General features: G+C 35.5%; 21 protein-coding genes. 16 read left to right on the top strand and 5 right to left on the bottom strand.

The features are described 5' to 3' along the window. Nucleotides 1–47 precede the first annotated feature (47 nt). The 5 genes from AB1630_01400 (at nucleotide 48) to AB1630_01380 (ending at nucleotide 3,755) form a co-directional block, all read left to right on the top strand. Entirely contained in the window at nucleotides 48–992 is a 945-nt protein-coding gene (locus tag AB1630_01400; protein ID MEW6102465.1) for a flagellar basal body P-ring protein FlgI, read from the top strand. 85 nt (nucleotides 993–1,077) lie between these two features. Then, entirely contained in the window at nucleotides 1,078–1,365 is a 288-nt protein-coding gene (locus AB1630_01395) for a rod-binding protein (GenBank protein MEW6102464.1), read from the top strand. Nucleotides 1,366–1,443: 78 nt separating this feature from the next. Beyond that, entirely contained in the window at nucleotides 1,444–1,728 is a 285-nt protein-coding gene (locus AB1630_01390; GenBank protein ID MEW6102463.1) for a hypothetical protein, read from the top strand. A 104-nt stretch (nucleotides 1,729–1,832) separates the two neighbouring features. Beyond that, nucleotides 1,833–2,834, top strand: a complete 1,002-nt coding sequence (locus tag AB1630_01385) for a hypothetical protein (protein MEW6102462.1) — start codon at nucleotides 1,833–1,835, stop codon at nucleotides 2,832–2,834. 120 nt (nucleotides 2,835–2,954) lie between these two features. Beyond that, complete coding sequence (locus AB1630_01380) at nucleotides 2,955–3,755, top strand: aspartate dehydrogenase (protein MEW6102461.1); 801 nt, start codon at nucleotides 2,955–2,957, stop codon at nucleotides 3,753–3,755. Nucleotide 3,756: 1 nt separating this feature from the next. On the opposite strand, the gene AB1630_01375 is transcribed toward AB1630_01380, so the two are convergent. Genes AB1630_01375 through AB1630_01365 form a run of 3 tightly spaced genes read right to left on the bottom strand, consistent with a single transcriptional unit; the run spans nucleotide 3,757 to nucleotide 7,552 of the window. After that, nucleotides 3,757–4,089: a hypothetical protein gene (locus tag AB1630_01375; protein ID MEW6102460.1), complete on the bottom strand. Its 333-nt coding sequence runs from the start codon at nucleotides 4,087–4,089 to the stop codon at nucleotides 3,757–3,759. A gap of 22 nt (nucleotides 4,090–4,111) precedes the next feature. Then, nucleotides 4,112–6,322, bottom strand: a complete 2,211-nt coding sequence (locus AB1630_01370; protein MEW6102459.1) for a hypothetical protein — start codon at nucleotides 6,320–6,322, stop codon at nucleotides 4,112–4,114. Then, on the bottom strand, nucleotides 6,323–7,552 hold the full coding sequence (locus tag AB1630_01365; protein MEW6102458.1) for an endonuclease Q family protein: 1,230 nt from the start codon (nucleotides 7,550–7,552) through the stop codon (nucleotides 6,323–6,325). It lies immediately after the preceding gene. A 332-nt stretch (nucleotides 7,553–7,884) separates the two neighbouring features. Between AB1630_01365 and AB1630_01360 the strand changes: the two genes are divergently transcribed. The 7 genes from AB1630_01360 to guaA all read left to right on the top strand — a co-directional run bounded on the left by AB1630_01360 (nucleotide 7,885) and on the right by guaA (nucleotide 15,575). Then, entirely contained in the window at nucleotides 7,885–8,397 is a 513-nt protein-coding gene (locus tag AB1630_01360; protein MEW6102457.1) for a type II secretion system protein, read from the top strand. Nucleotides 8,398–8,448: 51 nt separating this feature from the next. After that, nucleotides 8,449–8,949 (top strand): type II secretion system protein, encoded by a 501-nt coding sequence (locus AB1630_01355; protein MEW6102456.1) that lies wholly within the window; start codon nucleotides 8,449–8,451, stop codon nucleotides 8,947–8,949. A 65-nt stretch (nucleotides 8,950–9,014) separates the two neighbouring features. Further along, nucleotides 9,015–10,343: an acetyl-CoA carboxylase biotin carboxylase subunit gene (gene accC, locus AB1630_01350; protein ID MEW6102455.1), complete on the top strand. Its 1,329-nt coding sequence runs from the start codon at nucleotides 9,015–9,017 to the stop codon at nucleotides 10,341–10,343. Nucleotides 10,344–10,451: 108 nt separating this feature from the next. After that, nucleotides 10,452–12,164: an ABC transporter substrate-binding protein gene (locus AB1630_01345; protein MEW6102454.1), complete on the top strand. Its 1,713-nt coding sequence runs from the start codon at nucleotides 10,452–10,454 to the stop codon at nucleotides 12,162–12,164. Further along, nucleotides 12,155–12,802, top strand: a complete 648-nt coding sequence (gene thyX, locus AB1630_01340; GenBank protein ID MEW6102453.1) for an FAD-dependent thymidylate synthase — start codon at nucleotides 12,155–12,157, stop codon at nucleotides 12,800–12,802. The genes AB1630_01345 and thyX overlap by 10 nt, the downstream gene beginning before the upstream one ends. 33 nt (nucleotides 12,803–12,835) lie before the next feature. Next, on the top strand, nucleotides 12,836–13,996 hold the full coding sequence (locus AB1630_01335; protein ID MEW6102452.1) for a GuaB3 family IMP dehydrogenase-related protein: 1,161 nt from the start codon (nucleotides 12,836–12,838) through the stop codon (nucleotides 13,994–13,996). A gap of 40 nt (nucleotides 13,997–14,036) precedes the next feature. Next, the gene (gene guaA, locus AB1630_01330; protein MEW6102451.1) at nucleotides 14,037–15,575 is read left to right on the top strand and encodes a glutamine-hydrolyzing GMP synthase; all 1,539 of its coding nucleotides are present in this window, start codon (nucleotides 14,037–14,039) and stop codon (nucleotides 15,573–15,575) included. A 185-nt stretch (nucleotides 15,576–15,760) separates the two neighbouring features. Here the strand turns inward: guaA and AB1630_01325 are convergent, their stop codons facing one another. Both AB1630_01325 and AB1630_01320 read right to left on the bottom strand, forming a co-directional pair. Next, a complete protein-coding gene (locus AB1630_01325) occupies nucleotides 15,761–17,149 on the bottom strand; it encodes a hypothetical protein (GenBank protein MEW6102450.1) in 1,389 nt (462 codons plus the stop codon). Next, nucleotides 17,146–17,481, bottom strand: coding sequence for a hypothetical protein (locus AB1630_01320; protein MEW6102449.1), 336 nt, complete (start codon nucleotides 17,479–17,481; stop codon nucleotides 17,146–17,148). Before AB1630_01320 ends, AB1630_01325 begins: the two co-directional genes overlap by 4 nt. 139 nt (nucleotides 17,482–17,620) lie before the next feature. Between AB1630_01320 and AB1630_01315 the strand changes: the two genes are divergently transcribed. The 4 genes from AB1630_01315 to AB1630_01300 all read left to right on the top strand — a co-directional run bounded on the left by AB1630_01315 (nucleotide 17,621) and on the right by AB1630_01300 (nucleotide 23,547). After that, a complete protein-coding gene (locus AB1630_01315; protein ID MEW6102448.1) occupies nucleotides 17,621–19,525 on the top strand; it encodes a DUF2079 domain-containing protein in 1,905 nt (634 codons plus the stop codon). Nucleotides 19,526–20,080: 555 nt separating this feature from the next. Further along, nucleotides 20,081–21,175: a chorismate synthase gene (gene aroC, locus AB1630_01310; protein ID MEW6102447.1), complete on the top strand. Its 1,095-nt coding sequence runs from the start codon at nucleotides 20,081–20,083 to the stop codon at nucleotides 21,173–21,175. 49 nt (nucleotides 21,176–21,224) lie between these two features. Next, the gene (locus tag AB1630_01305; protein ID MEW6102446.1) at nucleotides 21,225–22,277 is read left to right on the top strand and encodes a 4Fe-4S binding protein; all 1,053 of its coding nucleotides are present in this window, start codon (nucleotides 21,225–21,227) and stop codon (nucleotides 22,275–22,277) included. Next, nucleotides 22,258–23,547, top strand: coding sequence for a phenylacetate--CoA ligase family protein (locus tag AB1630_01300; protein ID MEW6102445.1), 1,290 nt, complete (start codon nucleotides 22,258–22,260; stop codon nucleotides 23,545–23,547). The genes AB1630_01305 and AB1630_01300 overlap by 20 nt, the downstream gene beginning before the upstream one ends. The last annotated feature ends 236 nt before the right edge of the window (nucleotides 23,548–23,783 follow it).

Here is a 23,783-nt window from a genome sequence, read left to right as displayed (position 1 = left end):
AAAGTAAGGTTTTAATTTTTATACTAATAGGGGCAGGGATTTTTGCGATGCCTGCAGTAAGGATAAAGGAGATTACGAATATCAAGGGGATGACAACGAATCAGATAATTGGCTATGGCCTTGTTGTAGGCTTAAATGGAACGGGGGACTCCAAAGGGACATTTTTTACTGCCAATTCTATTGCCAATATGCTTGCCAATTTTGGCATATATGTTGATAAGACAAAGATGAAGGTAAAGAATGTAGCGGCTGTTATGGTCTCTTGTGAGCTTCCTCCATTTACAAGAAAGGGAGCAAAGATAAGCATTACCATATCATCCATTGGTGATTGTAAAGACCTATCTGGCGGAATCCTTATCCAAACACCCCTAGTTGGTCCCGATGGCGTTGTCTATGCAATTGCCCAGGGTCCAATATCAATGGGAAAGCTTACTAAAACACATCCAACTGTAGCAAGGATAACAGATGGTGCGGTAATTGAAAGGGAGGTGGCAGATGAGATATTTAAGAACAAAATAATATCTTTATACCTTAAAAACCCAGATTTTACAAGCGCTTCATCCATAGTAGATGTAATAAACCTCCATCTTGGAAATATAGCAAAGGCAATTGACCCATCCCTTGTTGAGATAGAGATTCCAGAGGATTTTAAAAATGATCCTGTATCCTTTACCTCAATTATCCAAAACCTATCTGTAAAACCAGATTGCGAGGCAAAGATTGTAATAAATGAGAGGACGGGAACCATTGTAATGGGAGAAGAAATAAGGGTTTCAAAATGTGCCATATCACATGGAAATCTTTCGGTTGTTATAAGCAAAGAGGAAAAGGGGAAGAAAGAGGGAAGCGTTATTTTGATGAATGAGGGAATAACTGTCTCAGAGATTGTTTCATCATTGAATGCTATTGGTGCAAATCCATCAGATGTTGTCTCTATCCTTCAGGCAATGAAGGAGGCAGGTGCATTATTTGCTGAAATTATAATAATGTAATGGGGGTGAAAAAGATGAAGGAGAAGAAAACAAAGAAGCCAAAGAAGGATAAGAAGGAAAAGAAAGAAAAGAAAGTGAAGAAGTAATGAAGATAGAATCTTATCCATTAAACCTTTACAAGACACAGGCAGATCAAAAGAAACTAAGGTCTGCCTGTGTTGAATTTGAGACAATATTTATTTCAAAACTCCTTGAGGGATTAAGAAAAACAATTGATAAATCAGGCTTTATTGATGCCGGGCAAGGAGAGGAGATCTTTACCGATATGCTCTATGATGAATATGCAAAGGCAATCGCACAAAATGGAAGCTTAGGGCTAGCAGAGATGATGTATAAAGATATATTGCATAAAACAAAACTTCATTATAAATAAAAATCGAACTTTTAAAAAATATTTTGACTTTTTAAGAATATAGGGTTATAATTTTTATAAAAGAGATAATTTTTTGTAATGATAAGCGACAAGGAATTTTTAGAAAGGATAAAATTAGGAATTGAGAAAAAAGAGAAGGATAATGCTTTAGAATATGTCCCAACAGATGATAAGCTTTTTGTTTATTTAAAAGACTTCTCAATTGTTTTAGGGTTAAGTCTAAATCCTACTAAAGAAAAAGCAAAAGAAAATTTAGCCAAAGAGTTACTTAAATATTATAGGGTGTTGGAAAGCAACGAGTTTATATTAGAAGGAAAACCTAGACAAGATTTAAACTTTATCCGAAAGTTATTATCAAATTGATCTCCAAAATTTTTCCATTCAATAAAAGCTTTGAATGTTATATCTTAATGAAAATAAAGGGTGTAATGTGTCTTTTAAGGTAAATTAGGAGCAAAGTTATGATTTTGTCAAATACAGATACATCTATGGCATTGATAAATGAATCTTTAAGGAAGATAGGGTATTCTTTTGAAGGAAATGTAGCGATTTTGTATTACAACCAAAAGATTATCAATTCTATTCCAATTAATTCCTTAAGATATAATCGTAATGAAAAACCAGAACTTCCTGAAAAAATCCAGTTAAAGATAGGAACAAGATTAGAAAGTAGCAAGATATTGTTTGAAATGTTCTTGTTGGGAGCATTGGCGAAATTTCAATATATTAGATTTCTCCAAGAACAAGAAATAGCAGGTAGAATTAAACTGACAAAAAAGGACTTTTTGGAAATTCTTAGGGTAGGGTTAAAATCAAAACCTTGTGAAAGCATAACAGGAGATATATTGGGAAATGAAGTAACATACAAAAATAGCATTGATGAGACTAAATCTTTATTTACCATTCATTTCTCTGAATTTGGAAGTATAACATCAAAAGAATATTTTTATGAGTTTAGAGATAATAGTTTTATACCCGAAGAAGATCAAAGAAGATTTCTAGCAAAATTGTTTGGTGATGAAGAAACTTCTTCTGATAATGCCTGTCTTTTTGGATTGATATTTAACGAAATCAATCACGATGAATATATTGGTTATAGAAAAACCCGACAACAAAAATCTGAGAGGCTTAAAAGAATGGATAGAAATAAAATTGAAGACTTCCCAATTATAATAGAAACCCATAGTGTAAATGAATTGGAGTGCAAAGTATTTAATAAAGAAGCTATGATTAAGATAGAAAAAGCAGATAGAAAGTTTACAGAAACAGCGGGATATAGTGTAAAACTGACTAGTAATAAGAAAAAAATAAACCTTGTTATATTTGATTTAGTTAAGGTAAAAATAAAAAATGAAATAAACTTTGCTGAAGTTAAGTGGGTAGATAATAGTAAAAAGGAATTTGGGTTATATTGTGCTCCATATATTAGACAACGAATGGGCGGATTAGCCAATCTTGCCCTATCTTAATTTTTTCTTTCAAAACCCTATTGGTTTTCAAAATTGAAGCGGCATTTGGTATATCAATACTTCAGGCAATGAAGGAGGCAGGTGCATTATTTGCTGAAATTATAATAGGTAAGTTTAATTATGATTAAGATTGGTTTAATTGGATGTGGTGCAATTGGTTCTTATATTGCGAAGGCAATTTTGGATATTCCTTCTCTTTCTTTGGTATGCCTTTGTGACATTGATAAAGAAAGGGCAGAAAAAACAGCCTCTATTTTTCCAAAAAAACCAGAGATTCTTGAGATTGCTGATGTTATAAAAAAAGCAAGCCTTATTATTGAAGCCTCTTCTGTAAATGTTGTAAAAGAAATTCTTCCCCTTGTTATTAAAGAGAAAAAGAACCTAATGGTAATGAGCGTTGGTGGGTTACTAGGAGAGGAGGAATTGCTTAAAAGGGCAGGGGAGGAGGGAATAAAAATTTATATTCCATCGGGAGCAATTGCAGGGATTGATGGTTTAAAGGCAGCTTTATTAGGAAATATTGAGCATGTCATTTTAAAAACAAGAAAACCTCCAAAAGGGCTTTTGGGTGCTCCATATATTTGTGAAAATAAAATAAACCTTTCAAATATTAAAGAAAAGACAACAATATTTAAAGGCACAGCCCTTGATGCAATAGCTGGATTTCCAGCAAATGTAAATGTTTCTGCAACCTTAAGCCTTGCTGGAATAGGTCCTTATAAGACAGAGGTTGAGATAATAGCAGACCCAAATACGACCAAAAATATCCATGAAATTTTGATAATTGGCGATTTTGGAAGGATAAATATAAAATGTGAAAACCTTCCCTCAAAAGACAATCCAAAGACAAGCTATCTCGCCTCTTTATCTGCTATTGCAACATTAAAATCCATTGTAGCGTCTTTGAAAGTAGGAACATAAGTCAGAGAGAGGGTTTTAAGCCCTCCATTGCCCTTCTAACCTTTTCCCTTCCCAATGTAAGCTCTGTAACGAATTTATCTATGGTTTCAATAGTTTCAACATCCTGGGTATAGGAATAAATGGCAGATGGTCCTGTTCCCATCCTATCAAGGATTTTTTGTTCAACAAGCCCAACAAGCTCCTTTTCAACAACGGCTACATCCCTCCCTATCCATCTGGCAATATTCCTTGCTACATCCATTGCAAACTGATTTCTATGGAAGAAGAGGATAATTTCTGTCCTAACCATAGATTCAGCAATTCCCTCTAAAAACCTCCCTATATTCTCTGCCATAATTTAATTATAAAACATAAATTTAAATTTTGCAACCTTTAAATTTAAATAATAAACAAATAACCAATAAAAAAGCAACAAAACTTATAATTCCTCCTTTATAAAATGAGCTTGGTTTATAGCGAAAAATAACCTCGTAGTTCCCTTTCTTTAAAAATACAGCCCTAAATGCACAATTTGCATAAAAAACCTTCACCTCTGACTCCTGACTCCTGACTCCTGACTCCTGACTCTTAATATACGCCTTCCACCCAGGGTAATTGGAATCTGAAAGGAAAAGATAGCCATCTGCCTTCATATCGCAAGCTATCTTTACATAATCCCTTCTATAATCCTCTATCCTGCAGGATGAGCCAAGGAGAGAAAATAAGCCAGAAGACCCTTCTTCCTCCAATATTACCTCATATCTTGGGTCAAATTCATCCTTTAGAATCTCATTAATTATTGTATTTGGGTCATAGATTTTTTTTGCACAGGGAACAATGAATGCCCTTTGTAAAACATTGTTATTCCTATAAAGCTTAACAGAGGGAAGCTCCCAATCAATTTTAATCTCCTTTACCAGCTCAATCCCCTGACCAGAAAGGAAAAAGCAGGAGACAAGGTATTTTACATTAAGAAGGCTTAAAATTTTTATTGTGTTATCTGGGACAATGCCTGTTAAATTTAAAGAATCCAGGATAAAGCCATCCGCTAGCTTCATCTCAAATATGAATGGCCTTAATGGAAACAGGGTAAGATAAATCCCAGGGCTTTGAATGCCATAAATTGCATTTGTGTTGACAGATAGGGTTTCTCTATTTTGAAGATGCCATTTTTTGTTTTTAAGCCAGCCATACTTGTGATATAGTGTATTCCTGCTTATAATTGTTCCAACAGAATAAACCCTAAATATATCCTTATCGCTTTTAAGGAATTGGACAACCTCCGGGATTTTCTTCCAATCCTTCATTGGAACGGTTGGGTTATGGTGTGCTCCAAATCTATATAAATCAAGAAATGTAATGGCAATTATAAGAACATAAAGGCTTATTTTTAGAGGCAATCTTTTTATCTTCTCAAGAATAAGCTGGATTCCGAAGCCTCCTAATATTGCCAGGCAAAAATCTACAAGAAGGAGAAATCTGTTTGGAAACCTATAGCTTGAGAATGGAGACATTTTAAGGAGAAATAAAAATGGGCTATATTTTCCAAATGAAAGGAGGAGGAAAAATAGAGAGGAGGTGGCAAAAAATAAAATATACCTGTTCTTTTTTATTCCTAATAAAGAAGCAAAGGAAAATATTAAAGGAAGGATTCCAATATAGCCTGTATTTTCCCAGAAAAGGCTATTCCATTTTGTTTTATATGTAGCTAATGCAGGGTCTCCATAAAAATATGGAAGGACAAAGTTTATAAGCTCCTTTGGGTGAAATGGAAACCTGGAAAGCTCATGTATCGCTTCGCCAAACTTTCTTCCTGAGTGCTTAAGCAGCTCAAATGTTGGAAAAAGCTGGCAGCAAGAAAGAGAAATTCCGATTAGTATTATCAGGGGAAGAAAGGAAATCTTAAGAAATAAAGGCAAAAATTTTCTTTTTTTCTTTTTTCTCTCATCTAAAAATATACTAATAAAACGAAAGATAAAGTAAAGAAATAATGCAAAATTTGTATAGACCATAATTTGGGGATGGCCAGAAAAAACCTGCAAACAAAGGATAATTCCTCCTAAAAAGATAAAAATTATTTTTCCTTCCTTAATAAACCCCTCTGCAAAATAAAACAAGAATGGAAAAAAAGAGGCTGTCATCAAATTAGATGGGTGTTTAAGGTGGGTTATAAGATAGCCAGAAAATGTAAAGGATATTGAGGATAAAATAGATGGGAAGAATTTTAAGCCAATAGCTTGGCAGAATAAGAATATTGAAAACCCTGCTATAAAAAATGAGATTATTGTTGTTAAATTATAGGCAGAGAAAGGGTCTAAAATTAAGAAAAAGATAAGATTTAATGGATGAAATGCACCAATCTCCCCCTCGCTCAATATCGGTATTCCCGATAGAATAGAAGGACACCATAAGGGTAAAGAAAAATTCTTAAGGCATTCTCCCAGGTAGCACTTAAGGGGAAAGTAATAGTCTGTAAGGTCAGAATATCCCAAGTCCCCAGTTATCCAGAATCCACTTAAGGTGGCAGCATCAAAAAAGTAGATAAGGATAAAAAGGGCTAGAACAAAAAGAGAAACACTAATTTTCATCTAAAAAAGGCTCATCTGTTTCTGTGTTTTTTTCTCTTTTTTAAATATCACTATCTTTCCATAAACACCATCATATCCAGGCTCTATATCAATCATCCCTTTTCTTACATTCATAATCCCCTCATATATTTTTTGAGGAACCTCCCTTTTAAGCTCATCTTCTGATTTTTTAAGCAAAATATCAAATTCAGACCCTATATTTTCAACCATAGAGAGATACTCCCTTTTTACAACAACAGATGTAGGCTCCTTTTCAAGGGCATCTCCTATAATTTCATCTAATGGTATAAGGTTTTTATAGGGAATAGAATTTTCTGGAATAAAGCCATCTTCCCTGTCAGAAAGCTCACAAACCCTATACATTACACCAATGGTCAATTTTTTCCCACATTTTGGGCATTTTAAATTTAGCCTCTTTGTCTCATCTGGAGAAAGGGAAATTTCACAATTCCTATGGCCATCGTAGTGGTATTTTCCCTCCTCTGGAAAAAACTCTAGTGTCTTTAAAAATTTGGTTTTATCCTTATTTTTTAAGCAAGAGATAATTGCGTTATAGCTTATTTCACAATTAAAAACATTTGCCTCCCTTCCAATCTTTGCTGGAGAATGGGCATCAGAGTTTGAAATGAGGGTATATTTGTCAAGCATAGATAGCCTCCAATTCATTTTTGGATCAGATGAAAGCCCTGTTTCCAAACAATATATATTAGAGGCCTCATCCTTAAAGCATTCGCTTATTGAATTAAAGCCTGAATTTGCTCCAAATACAGAGAAATGTGGTGTCCAGATATGGGCTGGAACAATAAAGATTCTCTCATCTATATCAAGAAGCATCTTTACCAAATCAGGAGAGGAAAGGGAAAGGATGGGTCTTCCATCAGCAAAAAGGCTTCCATATCTTTGCAATCTTTCATTTATCCTATCGCAGGTCTCAAGGCATGGAGAAAAAATGATAATATGAATCTTGGCAAACTTATCCTTATCCTTATAGATATTGGATACCTCAGATGTCAGGATGAATTTCATACCTTTGTAATCAAAAAGATTGCCTTCTGTTTCTTTTAAATGTGCTTTAAGGTTAGAAAGCCAGACAGGATGGGTAAAATCAGAAGAGCCAAGGAGGGAAATACCTTTTAGTTTGGCATATTTGCTCATTTCAGGAATATCCATATCCTTGCTTGTTGCCCTGCTATACTTTGAATGGAGGTGAAAATCTGCTATGAATTCCATTTAATAATTATAGATTGTAAGTTATAAATTGTAAATAAAACAAAAAATGTAACTATTCACCTGTAAGAAAAGCAGGTCAATAGAGAAAAAGTGATCAGTGGTCAGTGATGAGTGATTAGAAGATTATAGTATGTTTCATAAGTCTTCAGAATTAACCATATAAAGTTTTACAAAGAAAGCCAACTAGTTTTCAACATTTTGATATTGTAACTACACATTTCAAAAAAATCCTTGACAAAAACTAATTTTTATAGTAATATTTATTAGAATAAATACAATACTTTAAAAGTATTGAAAAAAATATAATTTTTATAAAAAGGGGGTGAGAAAAGATGAAGAGAAAAGGCTTTACATTGATAGAGCTAATGATTGTTGTAGCAATCATTGGAATCTTACTAGCAATGCTTCTTCCCCGCGTAGGCCTTCTAATTGACAGAAGCCGTGAGAAGGCAAGTGGAAAGAACCTTAAAAATATATATGCTGCTATTGTTGAGTATTCAGAGAAAGAGCATGGGAAGTTTGTGTGGCCAAGGGGTGCACAGGCTGATTCACTTGATAATGTAAAAGATGCATTGACCAACCAAAATTATAACCCAGAGGGAAAGTCATTTGACAAAATCCCATATGCCCTTTTAAGAAGGACATTGAATACAAATACGAATCTTAACATTGATAGCGGTGAGATATACAAGGCAAACTCTAGGGTATGGGATAGTGCTAATGACAGCAGAAATAAGGGAGGCTGGATGTATGTTACAATAGGAACATATACAGGCGAGGTGTTTATTAATTGTAGCGAGGATGACACCTTTGGCAACGAATACACAACCTATATGTGCTGGTAAGATAGGGAAAAAGAGATAAAAGGGGGTTTTGTGCCCCCTTTTTTATTTTCTATGAAGAACAAAGGATTTACATTAATTGAGTTAATGGTTGTTATTGCAATTATGGGGACTTTACTAGCAATGCTCCTTCCTAGATTAGGTCTTCTTCTAGACAGGTCTCGTGAAAAGGCAACAGGAAAAAACCTTAAGAACATCTATGCCGCTATTGTTGAGTATTCAGAAAAGGAGTATGGGAAGTTTGCATGGCCAACTAGTGGAGATGAAGCATCAAATGCATTAACAAATCCAGACCTTAACCCAGAGGGAAAGCCATTTGATAAAATCCCCTATGCCCTTTTGAGAAGGACATTGAATACAGGTGGTGGTGGCATTAGCATTGATAACGCTGAGATATTCTCTGCAAACACTAGGGAATGGGATGATACTAACCCTAACAGGAACTATGGAGGATGGATGTATGTTACATTAGGAACATATACAGGTGAGGTGTTTATTAATTGCTCTTATAACGATACCTTTGGCAACCCATATACAACCTATATGTGCTGGTAAGATATGAGAAAAAAAGAGTAAAATTTATTTGTTTTTATCTTTTAGCTTAAAGTATAATAATTACTATGTTTGGAAAGATTTTAATAGCCAATAGGGCAGAAATTGCCTTAAGGATAATTCGCTCTGCAAAGGAGATGGGGATTAAGACAGCAGCCATTTATTCAGATGCAGACGCTACATCATTACACATATCCTTTGCAGATGAGGCAATATGTATTGGTCCAGCCCCTCCATCCGAGAGCTATCTCCTTTCATCAAGAATAATTAGTGCAGCAGAGGTAATTGGTGCAGAAGCTATACATCCAGGATATGGCTTTTTGGCAGAGAATGCAGATTTTGCAGAAGCCTGTCTAAAGCATTCCATTGCCTTTATTGGCCCTTATCCAGCAAGTATAAGGAAGATGGGAGATAAAATAGAGGCAAGAAAAATAGCAAAAAAGGCAGGTGTTCCTATAATCCCTGGCTCAATAAAATCTATAGTTGACTATAAAGAGGGAGAAAAATTGGCAGAGAAGATAGGCTTTCCTATTATGCTTAAAGCTTCTGGTGGAGGAGGAGGAAAGGGAATAAGGATAATAAACAACAAGGATGGATTTGAGGAGGGGTTTAAAATGGCTCAAGTTGAAGCAAAGAATGCCTTTGGCACAGATGAGGTTTATATTGAAAAATTCATAGAAAAGGCAAGGCATATTGAGATTCAAATTCTAATGGATAATTTTGGAAGGGCTATTCATCTTGGCGAAAGGGAATGTTCTATCCAGGTAAAGCATCAAAAATTGATAGAGGAATCTCCATCAGCAATAGTTGACGAAAGGTTAAGAAGGGATTTGGGAAGGGCGGCTATAAAGATTGCAAAGGAGGCAGGATATACAAATATTGGAACGATTGAATTTCTTGTTGATGAGAAAAAGAGGTTCTATTTCCTTGAAATGAACACGAGGATTCAGGTTGAACATCCTGTAACAGAGGCAATTACAGGAATTGATATTGTAAAGGAGCAAATAAGGCTTGCATCAGGAGAGCGTCTTGGCATTACCCAAAGCCAGATTGTAATGTCAGGTCATTCTATGGAATTTAGGATAAACGCCCAGGACACGGAGAATAACTTTGCACCATCCCCTGGAAAGATTACAGGGCTTCATATCCCAGGTGGAATTGGCATAAGGGTTGATACCCATATCTATGCAGATTATGAGATTGTTCCATTTTATGATTCCCTTCTTGCCAAGCTTATTGTTCAAGGAAGGAATAGGGAGGAAGTAATGGTTAGGGCAAAAAGGGCATTGGATGAATTTGTCATTGATGGAATAAAAACAACTATCCCCTTCCATCAAAAAATTCTTAATGACGAGGCATTTAGAGGAGGAGATATACATACCCAATTTGTACATTAAGAACCTTAAGTAGTTACAAAGATTTAAAAACATTTCTATTGGGTGCTGACAAAAAGAAAGAAATAAAATCCTAGACGAAAGACTTAATAACTATATATAATTTAGGTAATGAAAAGAATATTTTTCCTTTTGTTGCTTGTTCCTGCTCTTTCCTTTTGTCCTTTAGAGAATACCCTCTATCTCTCAACCACCTCTGACCCAAAGACATTTAACCTTATTATTTCCAATGAGACATCAAGCTCTGGTGTATTAGCATTTCTCTTTGAAGGCTTAACAGAGAGGGATGGAATAACACTAGAAATTAAACCCTCTCTTGCCAAATCTTGGAAATATAGCCCCGATGGAAAGAGATGGACATTTAATTTAAGGGAGGATGTTAAGTGGTTTGATGGAATGCCATTTACAGCAGACGATGTTGTTTTTACATATAATCGCCTTATCTATAACAAAGATATTCCAACATCAGCGAAAGATGTTTTTACAATAGATGGAAAGAAGCTTATTGTTAAAAAGCTTGGAACATATACGATTGAATTTACCCTTCCAAAGCCATTTGCTCCACTTCTTCATCAACTTGGTTTTCCTATCCTTCCAAAGCATATTTTAAAGAGATATGTTGATTCTAAAACATTTACCTCAGCCTGGGGTGTAAATACAAAGCCAAGAGAGATTATAGGAACAGGACCTTTTATGATGAAGGAATATAAACCAGGTGAGAGGATTACATACATAAGAAACCCAAATTATTGGAAAAGGGATAAAGATGGAAATAGGTTTCCCTATATTGAAAGGATAGTTACATTTATTGTTCCCGATAGAGAGGCTCAGCTTGCCAGCTTCCAGGCAGGTGAAATAGATATTCTTTCTGTAATGGGAAAGGATTTTGCAAATCTTAAGGAGGGAGAAAAGAGCGGGAATTATACCCTATACAATTGTGGCCCTGCATTTGGAACAACATTTGTTGCATTCAATCAAAGCCCTATATATCAAAAAAAGGCTTGGTTTTCTAACCATTCATTTAGAAGGGCAATTGCCCATTGTATAGATAAGAAGACAATTATTAACAATTGTTTATCAGGCCTTGGCTTTCCTCAAGATTCTTCTATGGAGGAAGCGGCCGGTTTCTTTTATAATCCGAATGTTATTAAATATGCATACAACCCAAGAAAGGCAAGGAAAATCCTTGATGAAATAGGTTTTATTGATAGAAACAAGGATGGAATAAGGGAAGATAGAAATGGATGTCCAATAAAATTTATCCTTTTAACAAATGCAGAAAATACCCAGGGAAAGGATATTGGAGCAATCATTACAAAGGATTTAAGAGATATTGGCTTGGGTGTTACCTTTGCTCCCATTGATTTTAACAAACTGGTTGAGATGCTTACATCTTCACATAATTGGGATGCTGTTTTAATTGGCTTCACAGGCGTCATAGAGCCACATTCTGGAAAGAATGTCTGGGAATCTACCGGGCAATTACACCTTTGGAATCCAGAGCCACAAAATGAGAAGGACAAAGAAATTTGGAAGATAAATCTTTCTCCTTGGGAAAAAGAGATAGACAAGATATTTAATAAAGGTTGTCAGGAGCTTGACAACAAAAAGAGAAAGCTATTGTATGACAGGTGGCAATATATTGTTTCTGAAAACCTTCCTTTGCTCTATACCGTAAACCCAGCAAGTTTATATGCTGTAAGAAATAGGCTTTTAAATATCCATCCTACATCTTATGGCGGCGTTTTACATAATCTTCCCGAGGTAAGGATTAAGGAAGAATTATCTCATCCACCTATTAAAAAGAAAAAAAGGTGGAGGTAGAGGTTATTAGCCATACACCAGAGCCAGAGGCTCTTGTAGCAAGGGCAGCATCCCTTTGCTATTCAAAAGAGGACAAAAAGCCAAAAAACCCAAAGCCCCTCATTGATAAGCTGTTAAAAATGGGTCATTTGTCTGTATTCGAGCATATCTCCTTTACATTCTCCATATCTGGCATATCAAGGGCTTGTTCTCATCAGCTTGTCAGACACAGGATTGCCAGCTACTCCCAGCAATCACAAAGGTATGTATTTTTTGATAAAGCAAACTATGTAATCCCAGAGACAATAAAAGACAAAGATAGCTTCTCAAAAAAGATAGAAGATATGGTTAATTTTTACCATAAGCTTGTTGAGGATGGTGTCCCAAAGGAGGATGCAAGGTATATTTTGCCTCAAGCATTTTCAACAAAGCTCATTATGACAATGAATGCAAGGGAGCTTATGCACTTTTTTAGATTAAGGTGTTGCAATAGGGCACAATGGGAAATAAGGGATATGGCAGATAAGATGCTTTGTCTTGTTAAAGATATTGCCCCAAATATATTCCTTAATTCTGGTCCTCCCTGCGTTATAGGCCCCTGCCCAGAGGGCGAGTTTTCCTGTGGAAAACCAAGAAAGACAATCACCCCTTCTAATTGACAATCTATCTATTATAATTTATAATTTATCGCAATGGGTGAATGGATTGGAATAGATAGAAGGGCAAGGAGGGCTTATGGTTTTGAAGAGGTTGCCATTGTCCCGGGGAAAATAACTATTGATCCCGATTATGTTGATACTTCTTGGGAAATAGGAGGGGCTAAATTTCAAATTCCCATAATTGCATCTGCAATGGATGGCGTAATGGATGTTAAAATGGCATCCCTTATGACAAAGCTTGGTGGATTTGGCGTCCTTAATCTTGAAGGAATACAGACAAGATATGAAAATCCAGAAATTGCTATTGAAATGATTGTAAATGCAGACCCTGATAATGCAACAAATATCCTTCAAAAGGTATATGAGGAGCCAATAAAAGAAGAGCTTATTGGAAAAAGAATAGAGGAGATAAAAAAAGAGGGTGGATTTGCCTGTGTTTCATCAATTCCACAGAGGGCAGAAAGGTTTGGATGTCTTTCAAAAGAAGCAGGATGTGATATATTTGTCGTTCAGGCAACTGTAACAACCGTCAAATATATCTCTGGAGAAAAACCATCCTTGGATTTTTCAAAGCTAAAGAGAGAGCTTGATATTCCCATAATTGTTGGAAATTGTGTAGGTTATGATGTAGTCCTTGAGCTTATGGAAACAGGGGTTGATGGAATCCTTGTTGGTGTAGGGCCTGGTGCTGCCTGCACAACAAGGGGTGTGCTTGGTGTAGGCGTTCCCCAGATTACATCAACTATAGATTGTGCTGCTGCCAGGGATTTTTATTACAAAAAAAGTGGCAGGTATGTTCCAATAATCACAGATGGCGGAATGAGAATCGGAGGGGAGATTTGTAAGGCATTTGCCGCAGGTTGTGACGCTGTAATGATTGGCTCTGCCTTTAGTAAGGTTCACGAGGCACCAGGCAAGGGCTATCATTGGGGAATGGCAACACCACATAGAAATCTTCCAAGGGGAACAAGGATAAAAACAGGCATAAGTGGAAGCCTTGAGCAAATCCTTTATGGACCAGCCCATTTAGACGATGGCTCACAAAATCTTATAGGAGCTCTAAAGACAGCAATGGGTATCTGCGGAGCAAGGAATATTAAAGAGATGCAGAATGCAGAGCTTATAATTGCTCCATCTGTTCAAACAGAAGGAAAAATCTTCCAGCAAGCCCAAAGGATTGGAATGGGAAGATGAAGAAAACTCAAAACTTAAAACTCAAAAACTCAAAACTGATGTGAGGGAGACAATTGTTATTCTTGATTTTGGCTCACAATATACCCAGCTCATTGCAAGAAGAATTCGGGAGCTTAAGGTATTTTCAATAATCCTTCCATACAATACGACAGCTGAGCATCTTAAAAAATACAACCTTAAAGGAATAATTCTCTCAGGAGGCCCAGCATCTGTCTATGTTCAGGGTGCACCATCTGCTGATGTTAGAATATTTAACTTAGGCGTTCCTATACTTGGCATTTGTTATGGGATGCAATGGATTGTGCAGGTTTTGGGAGGAAAGGTAAGAAGGGCACAAAAACAAGAATATGGTTCATCTGAGCTTATTGTTGCTGAATTTTATGACCTATTCTGGGGCGTTCCCTCTACAATGGAGGTTTGGATGAGCCATGGAGATATTATAGATGAGCTTCCAGATGGATTTGAGGCAATTGGCCTTACAACAAATTCACCAAATGCTGCTATAAGGAATACAGAAACGAGAATCTACGGGCTTCAATTTCACCCTGAGGTAGCCCATACACCCTGCGGAATTGACATACTTGCCAATTTTTTATATGACAGGGTTTGTGAATGTACACCAAATTGGCTCATTGAAAACTTTATAGAAGAAAAGATAGAGGATATAAAAAACACAGTAGATGGAGGAAGGGCAATTTGTGGCCTTTCTGGAGGTGTTGATTCTTCAACAGCCGCTATTCTTACCCATAGGGCAATTTCTGAAAATCTAACCTGTATCTTTGTGAACAACGGGCTTTTAAGAAAAGGTGAAGAAGAAAGAATAATAAATGTATTTCAAAAAAATTTCAATATCCCCCTTGTCTATGTTGATGCAAGAAGCGAATTCTTAAAAGTTCTTTCTGGTGTAGTTGACCCTGAAGAAAAGAGGAGAAGAATTGGTCATAAATTTATAGAGGTATTTGAAAGGGAGGCTCGTAAGATTGAGGGCGTTTCCTATCTTGTTCAGGGAACTTTATATCCAGATGTAATTGAAAGCACAAGTGTAAAGGGACCATCAGCAACAATAAAGACACATCATAATGTTGGCGGTCTTCCTCTGGATATGAACCTTAAGCTTATTGAGCCATTTAGGGAGTTATTTAAGGATGAGGTAAGAGAAATTGCGGCATCATTAGGACTTCCAGATGAGATAGTATGGAGACAGCCATTTCCAGGGCCTGGTCTTGCTATTAGGATAATTGGCGAGATTACAGAGAAAAACATAGAAATATTACAAGAGGCAGATAGTATAGTCTATGATGAAATAGAGAAAAATGGGCTATACAATAAGATATGGCAGTCATTTGCTGTTTTGCTTCCTGTAAAGACTGTAGGTGTAATGGGCGATGAGAGGACATACGAGAATGTCGTTGCTATAAGGGCTGTTGTTTCTTCTGACGGTATGACAGCAGATTGGGCAGAGATTCCTTATGAAATTTTAGGAAGAATGGCTACACGGATTGTAAATGAGGTCTCTTCTGTAAACAGGGTTGTCTACGATATTACCTCAAAACCACCTGGAACAATTGAGTGGGAATAAACATTGAATTTTAGATTTAAGACCAGAAATATACTAACAGACATTCCGTAAAAATTTAGCAAATTTTAATGTAAGTACTTGCAAATCAATAGTTACAAATTTTCTGTCTTATGAATGTAAGTCTTTTATTTTCAAAGGCTTACAAAAAATTACGGAACCTCTGCTATTATAGACCCTTTAGATCATTATTTTATTGCCTTAAGGGGTATTGCTACTGCCTTGTATTTTTTAAAATTCCAGGATATAGCTGTTTTGCATGGTTTTAACTTTGCAGGCTTTTTAGCAATTTTATCTTGCCTTTGATAAGGTTTGGGTGCAATTTTAATGCCTGTGTCTTTGCTTTGTTCCTTTTCTTTAGTCTTATCCCTTTTTATATATGTATTCTTTGTATCAAGGATTACCCCTCCTATGAGAAAATATTGTTGTGTCCATGTTCCGCTATGCATCTCCCTGACCATCTCTTTTATAGATGGCGTCTTTGATGGTGTATCAATGGGTTTTATTGAGTAATCTGACAGGGCTAAATTATTAAGATAGCCTCTATCTTTGAGCCACCTTGCAATAGCTACAAATTTTGCTATTCTAATTAACTCTTTATAAATAGGCAACTCCTTAGCAAATTCTATATAATTTTCTTCAAAAAAAGAGGCAAATTCTTTTGGGGCTAAATACCTACTTTCACTCTCTACACCCATTATGATTTTATCAAATATAATGCTATTTCCATCTTCAAAAAGATTGACTTCTTTTGGCTTAAACCAAATCCTTCCATAATATCCGGTTCTAAAATTTTCATTGTTGACCTCAAGCTCTACAAGGGTTTTAAATCCAGAAAGAGAGGATGTAACTGTCTCGTTGGTTATAGGGTCTTTTCCAAAGCTTAAAGCCTTCAGGGTTCTATCTGTCTCAAATAGCCTTTGTCCAAGGTGGGTATTATTTATTTCGCTTGGTATATATCGCACCTTTTGATAAGTATTACAAGGCTCAATGCTTACACCTGGGTTTTCTTCCCCTTCTATAATCTTCATTATCATAATCAAATCATCCATATCCATAGGAGGAAGGGACGGGTCGCTTTTGGTTGTATCAGAAAGGATAATTGGCCAGCCCAAATTGCTATCCCACATTGCTCCATCTATATCATTAAGCTTTGCAAATTCCCTATATGCCTCTTGAAGACGCAAGCGAGGAAGCTCTTGCTTTGCTTTTTCTATATTCAAAGATGCAGGATATTCGTTGATAAATTTTTCATAAGATTCTAATCTATCCTCTTTTTTGGTAATTTCCCATTCAAGAGAAGATGCTTTTTTAATGGCTATATTAGCAAATCTGCCTTTTGGAAATTCCTTAAGATAATTTTTATAGCTATCTAAGGTATTAGCTTGTAAGGTTTTTATCCAGTATTTAACCTCCCTTTTATAAAAGCTTATTGGAAATTTATGATAAAAGGATTTATACGCTGAGATACTATTTGTCTGGCAGGCTTTATTAAAGGCTTTAGATTCTATTTTTTTAAAAACTATAATTCCAGATAGAATTACAAAAGCAATCAATAGTAATACAAGCTTCTTCATTCCTCCCTTAGTGCATCAGAAAGGCTAATCTTTGAAGCAAAAAGAGCTGGGTATATAGAAAAGAGAATAGAAAGAACAAAGGAAGATATGGAAATCCAAAAAACAGAATGTGTAGAAATGGTAAAGGGAAGGGAGGAGATATAATAAACATCCCCTGGAAGCTTAATAAGAGAGGGTATAAAATGTCTAAGCAAAAGCCCAAAAATTATTCCTCTGGTCGTTCCTAAAAAACCAATTATGCCTTTTGGGGTTTTATATTCCAATGTCTTTTGTTTGTTAAAGTGATTGTTTATTATAACTATCAAACCTATTTCTTGCAAGGATTTCTTCATAATGTAAATACCGTTAAAGATGTTTTAAAATCCGCAAAGGATTTTATCTAAAAGATTGGGTGAATAAAAGTGCCAAGTGTTTTTACCCACCAGGTTTTAAACTTGCCTTTTTGATTAATGACGATATATAATGGGGTTTATGAAAAAGAAAAACAGAAGGCTAAAGGATAAAAAAGGTTTTTGGATAATTATTTTAGGCAATCTCTTACTAATTTTTGGGTTTTTTCTTTATAAAAGCATTTCCTTCTCTACCTGGAAGGTCTTTTTTCTTATCTTTTTAGTAAGCAGCTTTGTCTTTCTCAATGTGCAATTGCTTAATTTAAACAAAGACATTCCAAAAAGCATAAGCTTTCTTATTCTTTTTCTCTTAACCTCCCTTTGTATCGCTATTTATTCATGGCTTTCCATAATTCAATACAATGGATTTCTTACCGGACATTATGATTTAGCCAGATTTGATCAGGCTATCTGGAATATTCTTCAGGGAAGAATCATTAGTAAAACCCTTCATAGTGAGGAGTATATAATTGGCCAAGACATCTTAAGCTATCACTTCTCACCCACACTTCTTATCCTTGTCCCATTCTATTATCTCTGGCAAGACCCAAGGATGCTTCTTTTCCTACAAAGCCTATTCCTTGGATTGGGAGCAATCCCTGTATTTCTCATTGCAAAGGATAAGCTAAAACACAATCTATTAAGCCTGTCATTCTCATTTGCCTATCTTTTCCATCCATTCTTATCAAGGGTAGCTCTCTTTGAATTCCATGAAATCTGCCTTGCCCCATTTTTCCTTCTCTTTACTTTCTATTTTCTTCAAAAAAGAAAATGGGTTTTTTATTTTATCTTTCTCCTTTTCTCTTTGATGATAAAAGAGGATGTTTCTTTAATAATTACAGCATTAGGAATTTATTCTTTCTTTAAGATAAACAAAAAGATTGGCATTATTACATTTATTATTGGAATCCTTTGGGCATACTCTATTGTTTCTATTGTAATTCCATATTTTAAAAAGATAACAGAAATAGAAACATCCACGGAAACATATAAATATTTTGGAAGATTAGGCTTGGGAGAAAGCCCAGGCGAGATTATAAAAAACCTTATTTTAAAACCACAAAATACCCTAAAAATCCTTTTTTCTCCCTTTAATGAAAAGCTTACTACAATTATCCTTTTTATCCTTCCTTGTTGCTTTCTTTCCATATTAAGCTTTGAGATACTTATTGCCCTTCCTGAGATAGCCCTTCATTTTATGGCTGGATGGGATGCCCAATACCTTCTTTTTTTTCAATACTCTGCCCCAATTTTCCCTTGGGCTATAGTTTCTGCTATTTATGGATGTAGCCTAATTAAAAGATTAAACCCAATCATCTTAAGCCTTTTAATATTAAGCACATCCCTTATTGCAAATTACTATTTTGGTATGGAGGCTTTTAATCCATCATTTTCTCTCTATGGTGCTAAAGATAAAACCTTACTTTCCATCCCATATAAGAATCTTGGGAGGTATTACCAATTAAAAAGGGAGAGGGCTTTGTTTAAAACCCTAACATCCATAATTCCAAAGGATATCTCACTTTCTGTTCAGGATAACCTTGTCGCCCATTTTTCTCAAAGAAGAGCTCCTTTATATTATTTTCCTGATTATAAGAATGCAAAGTATGTTATCTTGAACACATATTGTACTGACATTTGGGTAGCTTTATGGGGAGGCGTTCCTAATGCGGAAAAGATTTTGAAAGACAATAGATTTCAATTATTATTCAGGAATAATGTAACAGGCGGTACAGGAATATTTCTTTTTGCCAAAAAGGAAGGAAAAGACGGGATAATCAGGGATGCAGAAAGATTGGTAAAGGAAAATCCAAACAAAACCTATACCCATTTTATCCTTGGTTCAATCTATTTTCATACAAATAACCATAAAGAAGCAGAAAATGAATTTGAAATCGCTCTTGGTATTGATAAAGAAAATCCCTTTGCCAAAGAAATGCTTGAACAATGCAAAAAATTTGTTGTTGACAAAAAGCTATCACAATAAGTTTTTGAATACTGGAACTTACCCATAAGTTTGTAGAAACAAATCCTGCCCAGGTTTTTAACACTTTATTTGTATGTGTTTAGCTCAAATTTTAAACCTAAAGCACGAACTAAAAATGTCCAATTTCCAAATCCAAATGTCCAATCAATATGGAATTTGTCATTGGGATTTGGTCATTGGGATTTTGTTTGTCATTGGGCATTGGGATTTTAAATTGTTCAAACTGATAAAAACAGCTAAACATATACCAATTTTAAAAAAGAGACCCTAATTTTCCCAAAAATCCTTTCTTTAGCTAAAAAGATATGGGTAAGTTTCAAACCAAAACTTGACAAATTCTTGGGGTTGAGGTATAATAAAAGGTAGATATTCTATGTCAAATGAAGAATAAACGATACCGCTTTCCGCTTTTCAATTTTCATTGAATTATACAATAATAAGAAACAGGAGAAGGAGAAGTTGAGGTTATTACAAAAAACTTTACTGAATTGTAAAGAAAAAACTGTAAAACTTTAGTTAGAATGTTACAATGCAGTAGTACTGGGAGGGTAAAATATGCTCCGATTCTTAACCGCGGGTGAGTCGCATGGATCGTCTTTAACTGCAATCCTTGAAGGGCTTCCCGCTGGTCTTTTTATAGATAAAGATGAGATAAATAAGCAATTAGTAAAGAGACAGATGGGTTATGGAAGGGGAGGAAGGATGGAGATTGAAAGGGATGAGGTAGAGATTACATCTGGGGTAAGGAAGGGATATACATTAGGAAGTCCATTATGTATGAATATAAAGAATAAAGATTGGGAGAATTGGAAGAATAAATGGGATAAAGTAGAACCCATCCTTTGTCCAAGACCAGGCCATGCTGACCTTTCTGGGATAATAAAATATGGCCATTCTGATATAAGGGATGTTCTGGAAAGGGCATCTGCGAGGGAGATAGCGGCAAGGTGTGCAGTTGGATGTATATGCAAAATCCTGCTTTCCCTCTTTGGGATTGAGATATTAGGGTATGTGATTGGAATTGGAAGAATAAGGACAAAGGAAACACCCAACTCTTTTTTTGAGATAAAAGACTCCCAATTATTTTGTGCTGACATTGAAAAAGAAAGGCTAATGATAAAGGAAATAGACAAGGCATTTGAAAATGGAGATTCCCTCGGCGGAATATTTGAGATAGTCGCAACAGGCGTTCCTGTTGGTTTGGGCTCATATGTCCATTGGGATAGAAGACTGGATGGTCTTCTTGCCTTTGCATTGATGAGCATTCCTGGGATAAAAGGGGTCGAGATTGGTCTTGGTTTTGAGGCAGCAAAAAAATTTGGTTCAAAGATGCATGATGAAATCTTTTACAAAAATGGATTTTATAGAAAGACGAATAATGCAGGTGGAATTGAAGGAGGAGTAAGCAATGGAGAACCCATTATTATAAGGTGTGCAATGAAACCCATTCCAACCTTAAAGAAACCCCTCTCCTCAGTAAATATAGAGACAAAGAAGGAGTCTTTTGCAGCGGTGGAAAGATCTGATGTCTGCGCAGTTCCTGCTGCATCGTTTATTGGAGAAGGAATGGCAGCATTCATTATTGCCAATGCCTTTCTTGAAAGATATGGCTCTGATAATATAGAGCAGATTAAAAAGAGGTTTTTATAAAGGTTGAGAAAATAAGTTGATTACCTGTTAGGATAGTTGTTGTAAAGAGATGAAAAAAGTATTATTTTTTGGAATATTCCTTATTATTGTAGGTCTTCTCTTAGGAGACCTTAATTTTCTCTCCTTGAATAATACCTATGGAAAATCTCTTTCCTTTCTCTCTCCCTCCATAAAAAATCTCGCCTTGCTAAAGGAATATCAATTTGAAGAGATAGAGAAAAAGCCATTTATCATTATAGTTTTTATTATCTTCCCTCTACTATTTTTCCTACTTTTTATAAAGAACAAAGAGATTAAACTTAAGATAAACAGATGGTTTATCCAATGGCTTTCCTTTGTCATTACAAGACTTGGGGTAATAAGGGTTTCTGGGATATGTCCTGTAGATAGAACAAGCCTTGGTGTTCTTCCCTTTCTTAATTGTTCTAGCTGTGAGATGGCTGTGGGTGCTTGTCCCATTGGTTCACTCCAGCTATTTTTTGTCCAAAAAAAACCGCCATCTTTTATATTAGGGATGCTCATCCTTCTTTCCCTTTCCCTCGGAAGGTTCCTTTGTGGCTGGCTATGCCCATTTGGAACAATTAGTGATATATTGAATAAGATAAGAAGACCAAAGATTAAAATTCCCCAATTTCTTATTTATGGCAAATATCTTTCTCTTATTCTTGTTATTTTAGCATTTTTTATCCCCTTTACATTCTGTTCATGGCTTTGCCCATCTGGGTTGTTATATGGGCTCCTTCCATACTATCTTACAACAGGAAAATCAGCTTTTTGTCTAAATCCCTTTGTTCTATATCATATCATTCTGGGTCTTGTTTTCCTATGTTTGTTTATCCTCATCTCAGGAAGGCTGTTTTGTCGAATTCTCTGTCCTCTGGGAGGTATATTAGGGCTTTTTAATAAGGTTTCTTTAGTTAGAATTGTCCATAATAAAGAACTTTGTAAATCCTGTGGAATCTGTCTTAAAGAATGTCCAATGGGGGTAGATTTGGGAAAAGGAGATTTTGCTAATCTTTCCAATTGCATTATGTGTTCAAAATGTATTAAACTATGTCAACAAAAGGCAAGGAGGTGGTCTTATGAAGGAAAGGTCGTTTGATAAGATAAAGAGAGAGGCTCTTTTGGGGTTCCTTAAGAGAAAGGCAATGAAGCCATTGGAGATGGCAAGGTATGCTTATAAAAATACCTTATTTTATAAAAATCTTTATAAAGAAATGCCGTCTGATTTTAAAAGTCTTCCCTTGGTAAGGAAAGAGATGGTTAAGGAAGCATCGCCTTATGACCTATTAAGCAAAGTCCTTAAAAATAAGGTAATGTGGTATGGTGAGACAACAGGCTCAATGGGTTCACCAACGCCTTCATTTTATACAGAAAAAGAATTTGCTGGGGCTTATCTTCTTTCTTTGATCTCCCCATACAATAAAGTACTTAAGGATATTTTAAAAGAAAATAGAACCGCAATCAATGGTTTAACCCTTGAATTTACCATTGCCGGGGCAAGCTTTGCCGATCTTTTAGTAAAGAATGGTGCCCTGGTTGCAAATGTTGGAGCAAGGTCAACAATTGGTCCTCCAGAACGTATTGCCAGGGCAATTGTAAGGCTTAAACCATCCATTATCGCTGGAACACCCATAGACTTTCTTTCCTGGATGTGGATTGTAAAAGAAGATTACCCTCACGAATATGAAGATGTCTTAAAAAAACTTAAGCTTCTCTTATCTACTGCAGAACTTTGCTCAAATTCCCGTGTTTCAAGGATACAAGAGCATTTTGGGATTATCCATATCAATACTTATGCTACAGTTGAGGGATTTTTTACCCTAACCTGCCCTTGTTCCAAAAAGCATATTTTACCTGCATATTATGTTGAGCTCTTTGATGAGAACCTCAAATATATTGGAGAAACAGGAAAAGGAAGGCTCGTTATAACAAACCTTGTAAAGAGGTCAACGCCATTTGTAAGGTATTTATTGGATGACCTTGTAACCATAAGAGAAACAAAACCCTGTAGTTTTGGCTTTTCAAAGAATATCATCCCTCACGGAAGATATGAGCTTAGCCTAAAGGCCAAAGATGAGATTTATAATATAGGAGATATTGAAGAAATGCTCTTTAACTATGGACTATTTGGCGATTATTCCCTTAATATATTTGATGACCACATTGATGTAGAGATAGAGGAATATGGGAATTATAAAATAGATGGGATAGGAAATGAGCTTTTTGCCATTTTTTCTATTCCTTGTTTAATAAAGATGGTTCCATTTGGAAGCCTTACACCCTATAGGGAGATAAGAAAAACAAAACCAATCCTTAAGGTAATGGACAAAAGGTCTACTGCATCCCAAATCATCCCAGAGATTTTATAACCATCAATCCCCTTCAGTAATTTATGAAGTGATTTAGATATCGATCTGTAATTGGGTGATGAACTTATTGTTATCTATACTTATTACCTTCTTCGGCGTGAATCTTATAATTAACTAAACTTTGGCAAATTTGTAAACTTCTCTTGAAAAACTTAAAGCTAAAAACTAAAAATGCAAAACTACAACTTAAAATTTAAAACCAAAGACTATAACAAAGACTATAATCTTAAGGTAAA

It is taken from the genome of bacterium, assembly GCA_040753555.1.
GTDB lineage: Bacteria > UBA9089 > UBA9088 > UBA9088 > UBA9088 > JBFLYE01.
Note: the sequence above shows the minus strand (reverse complement) of the source record. Positions and strands in the feature narration are given on the sequence as shown.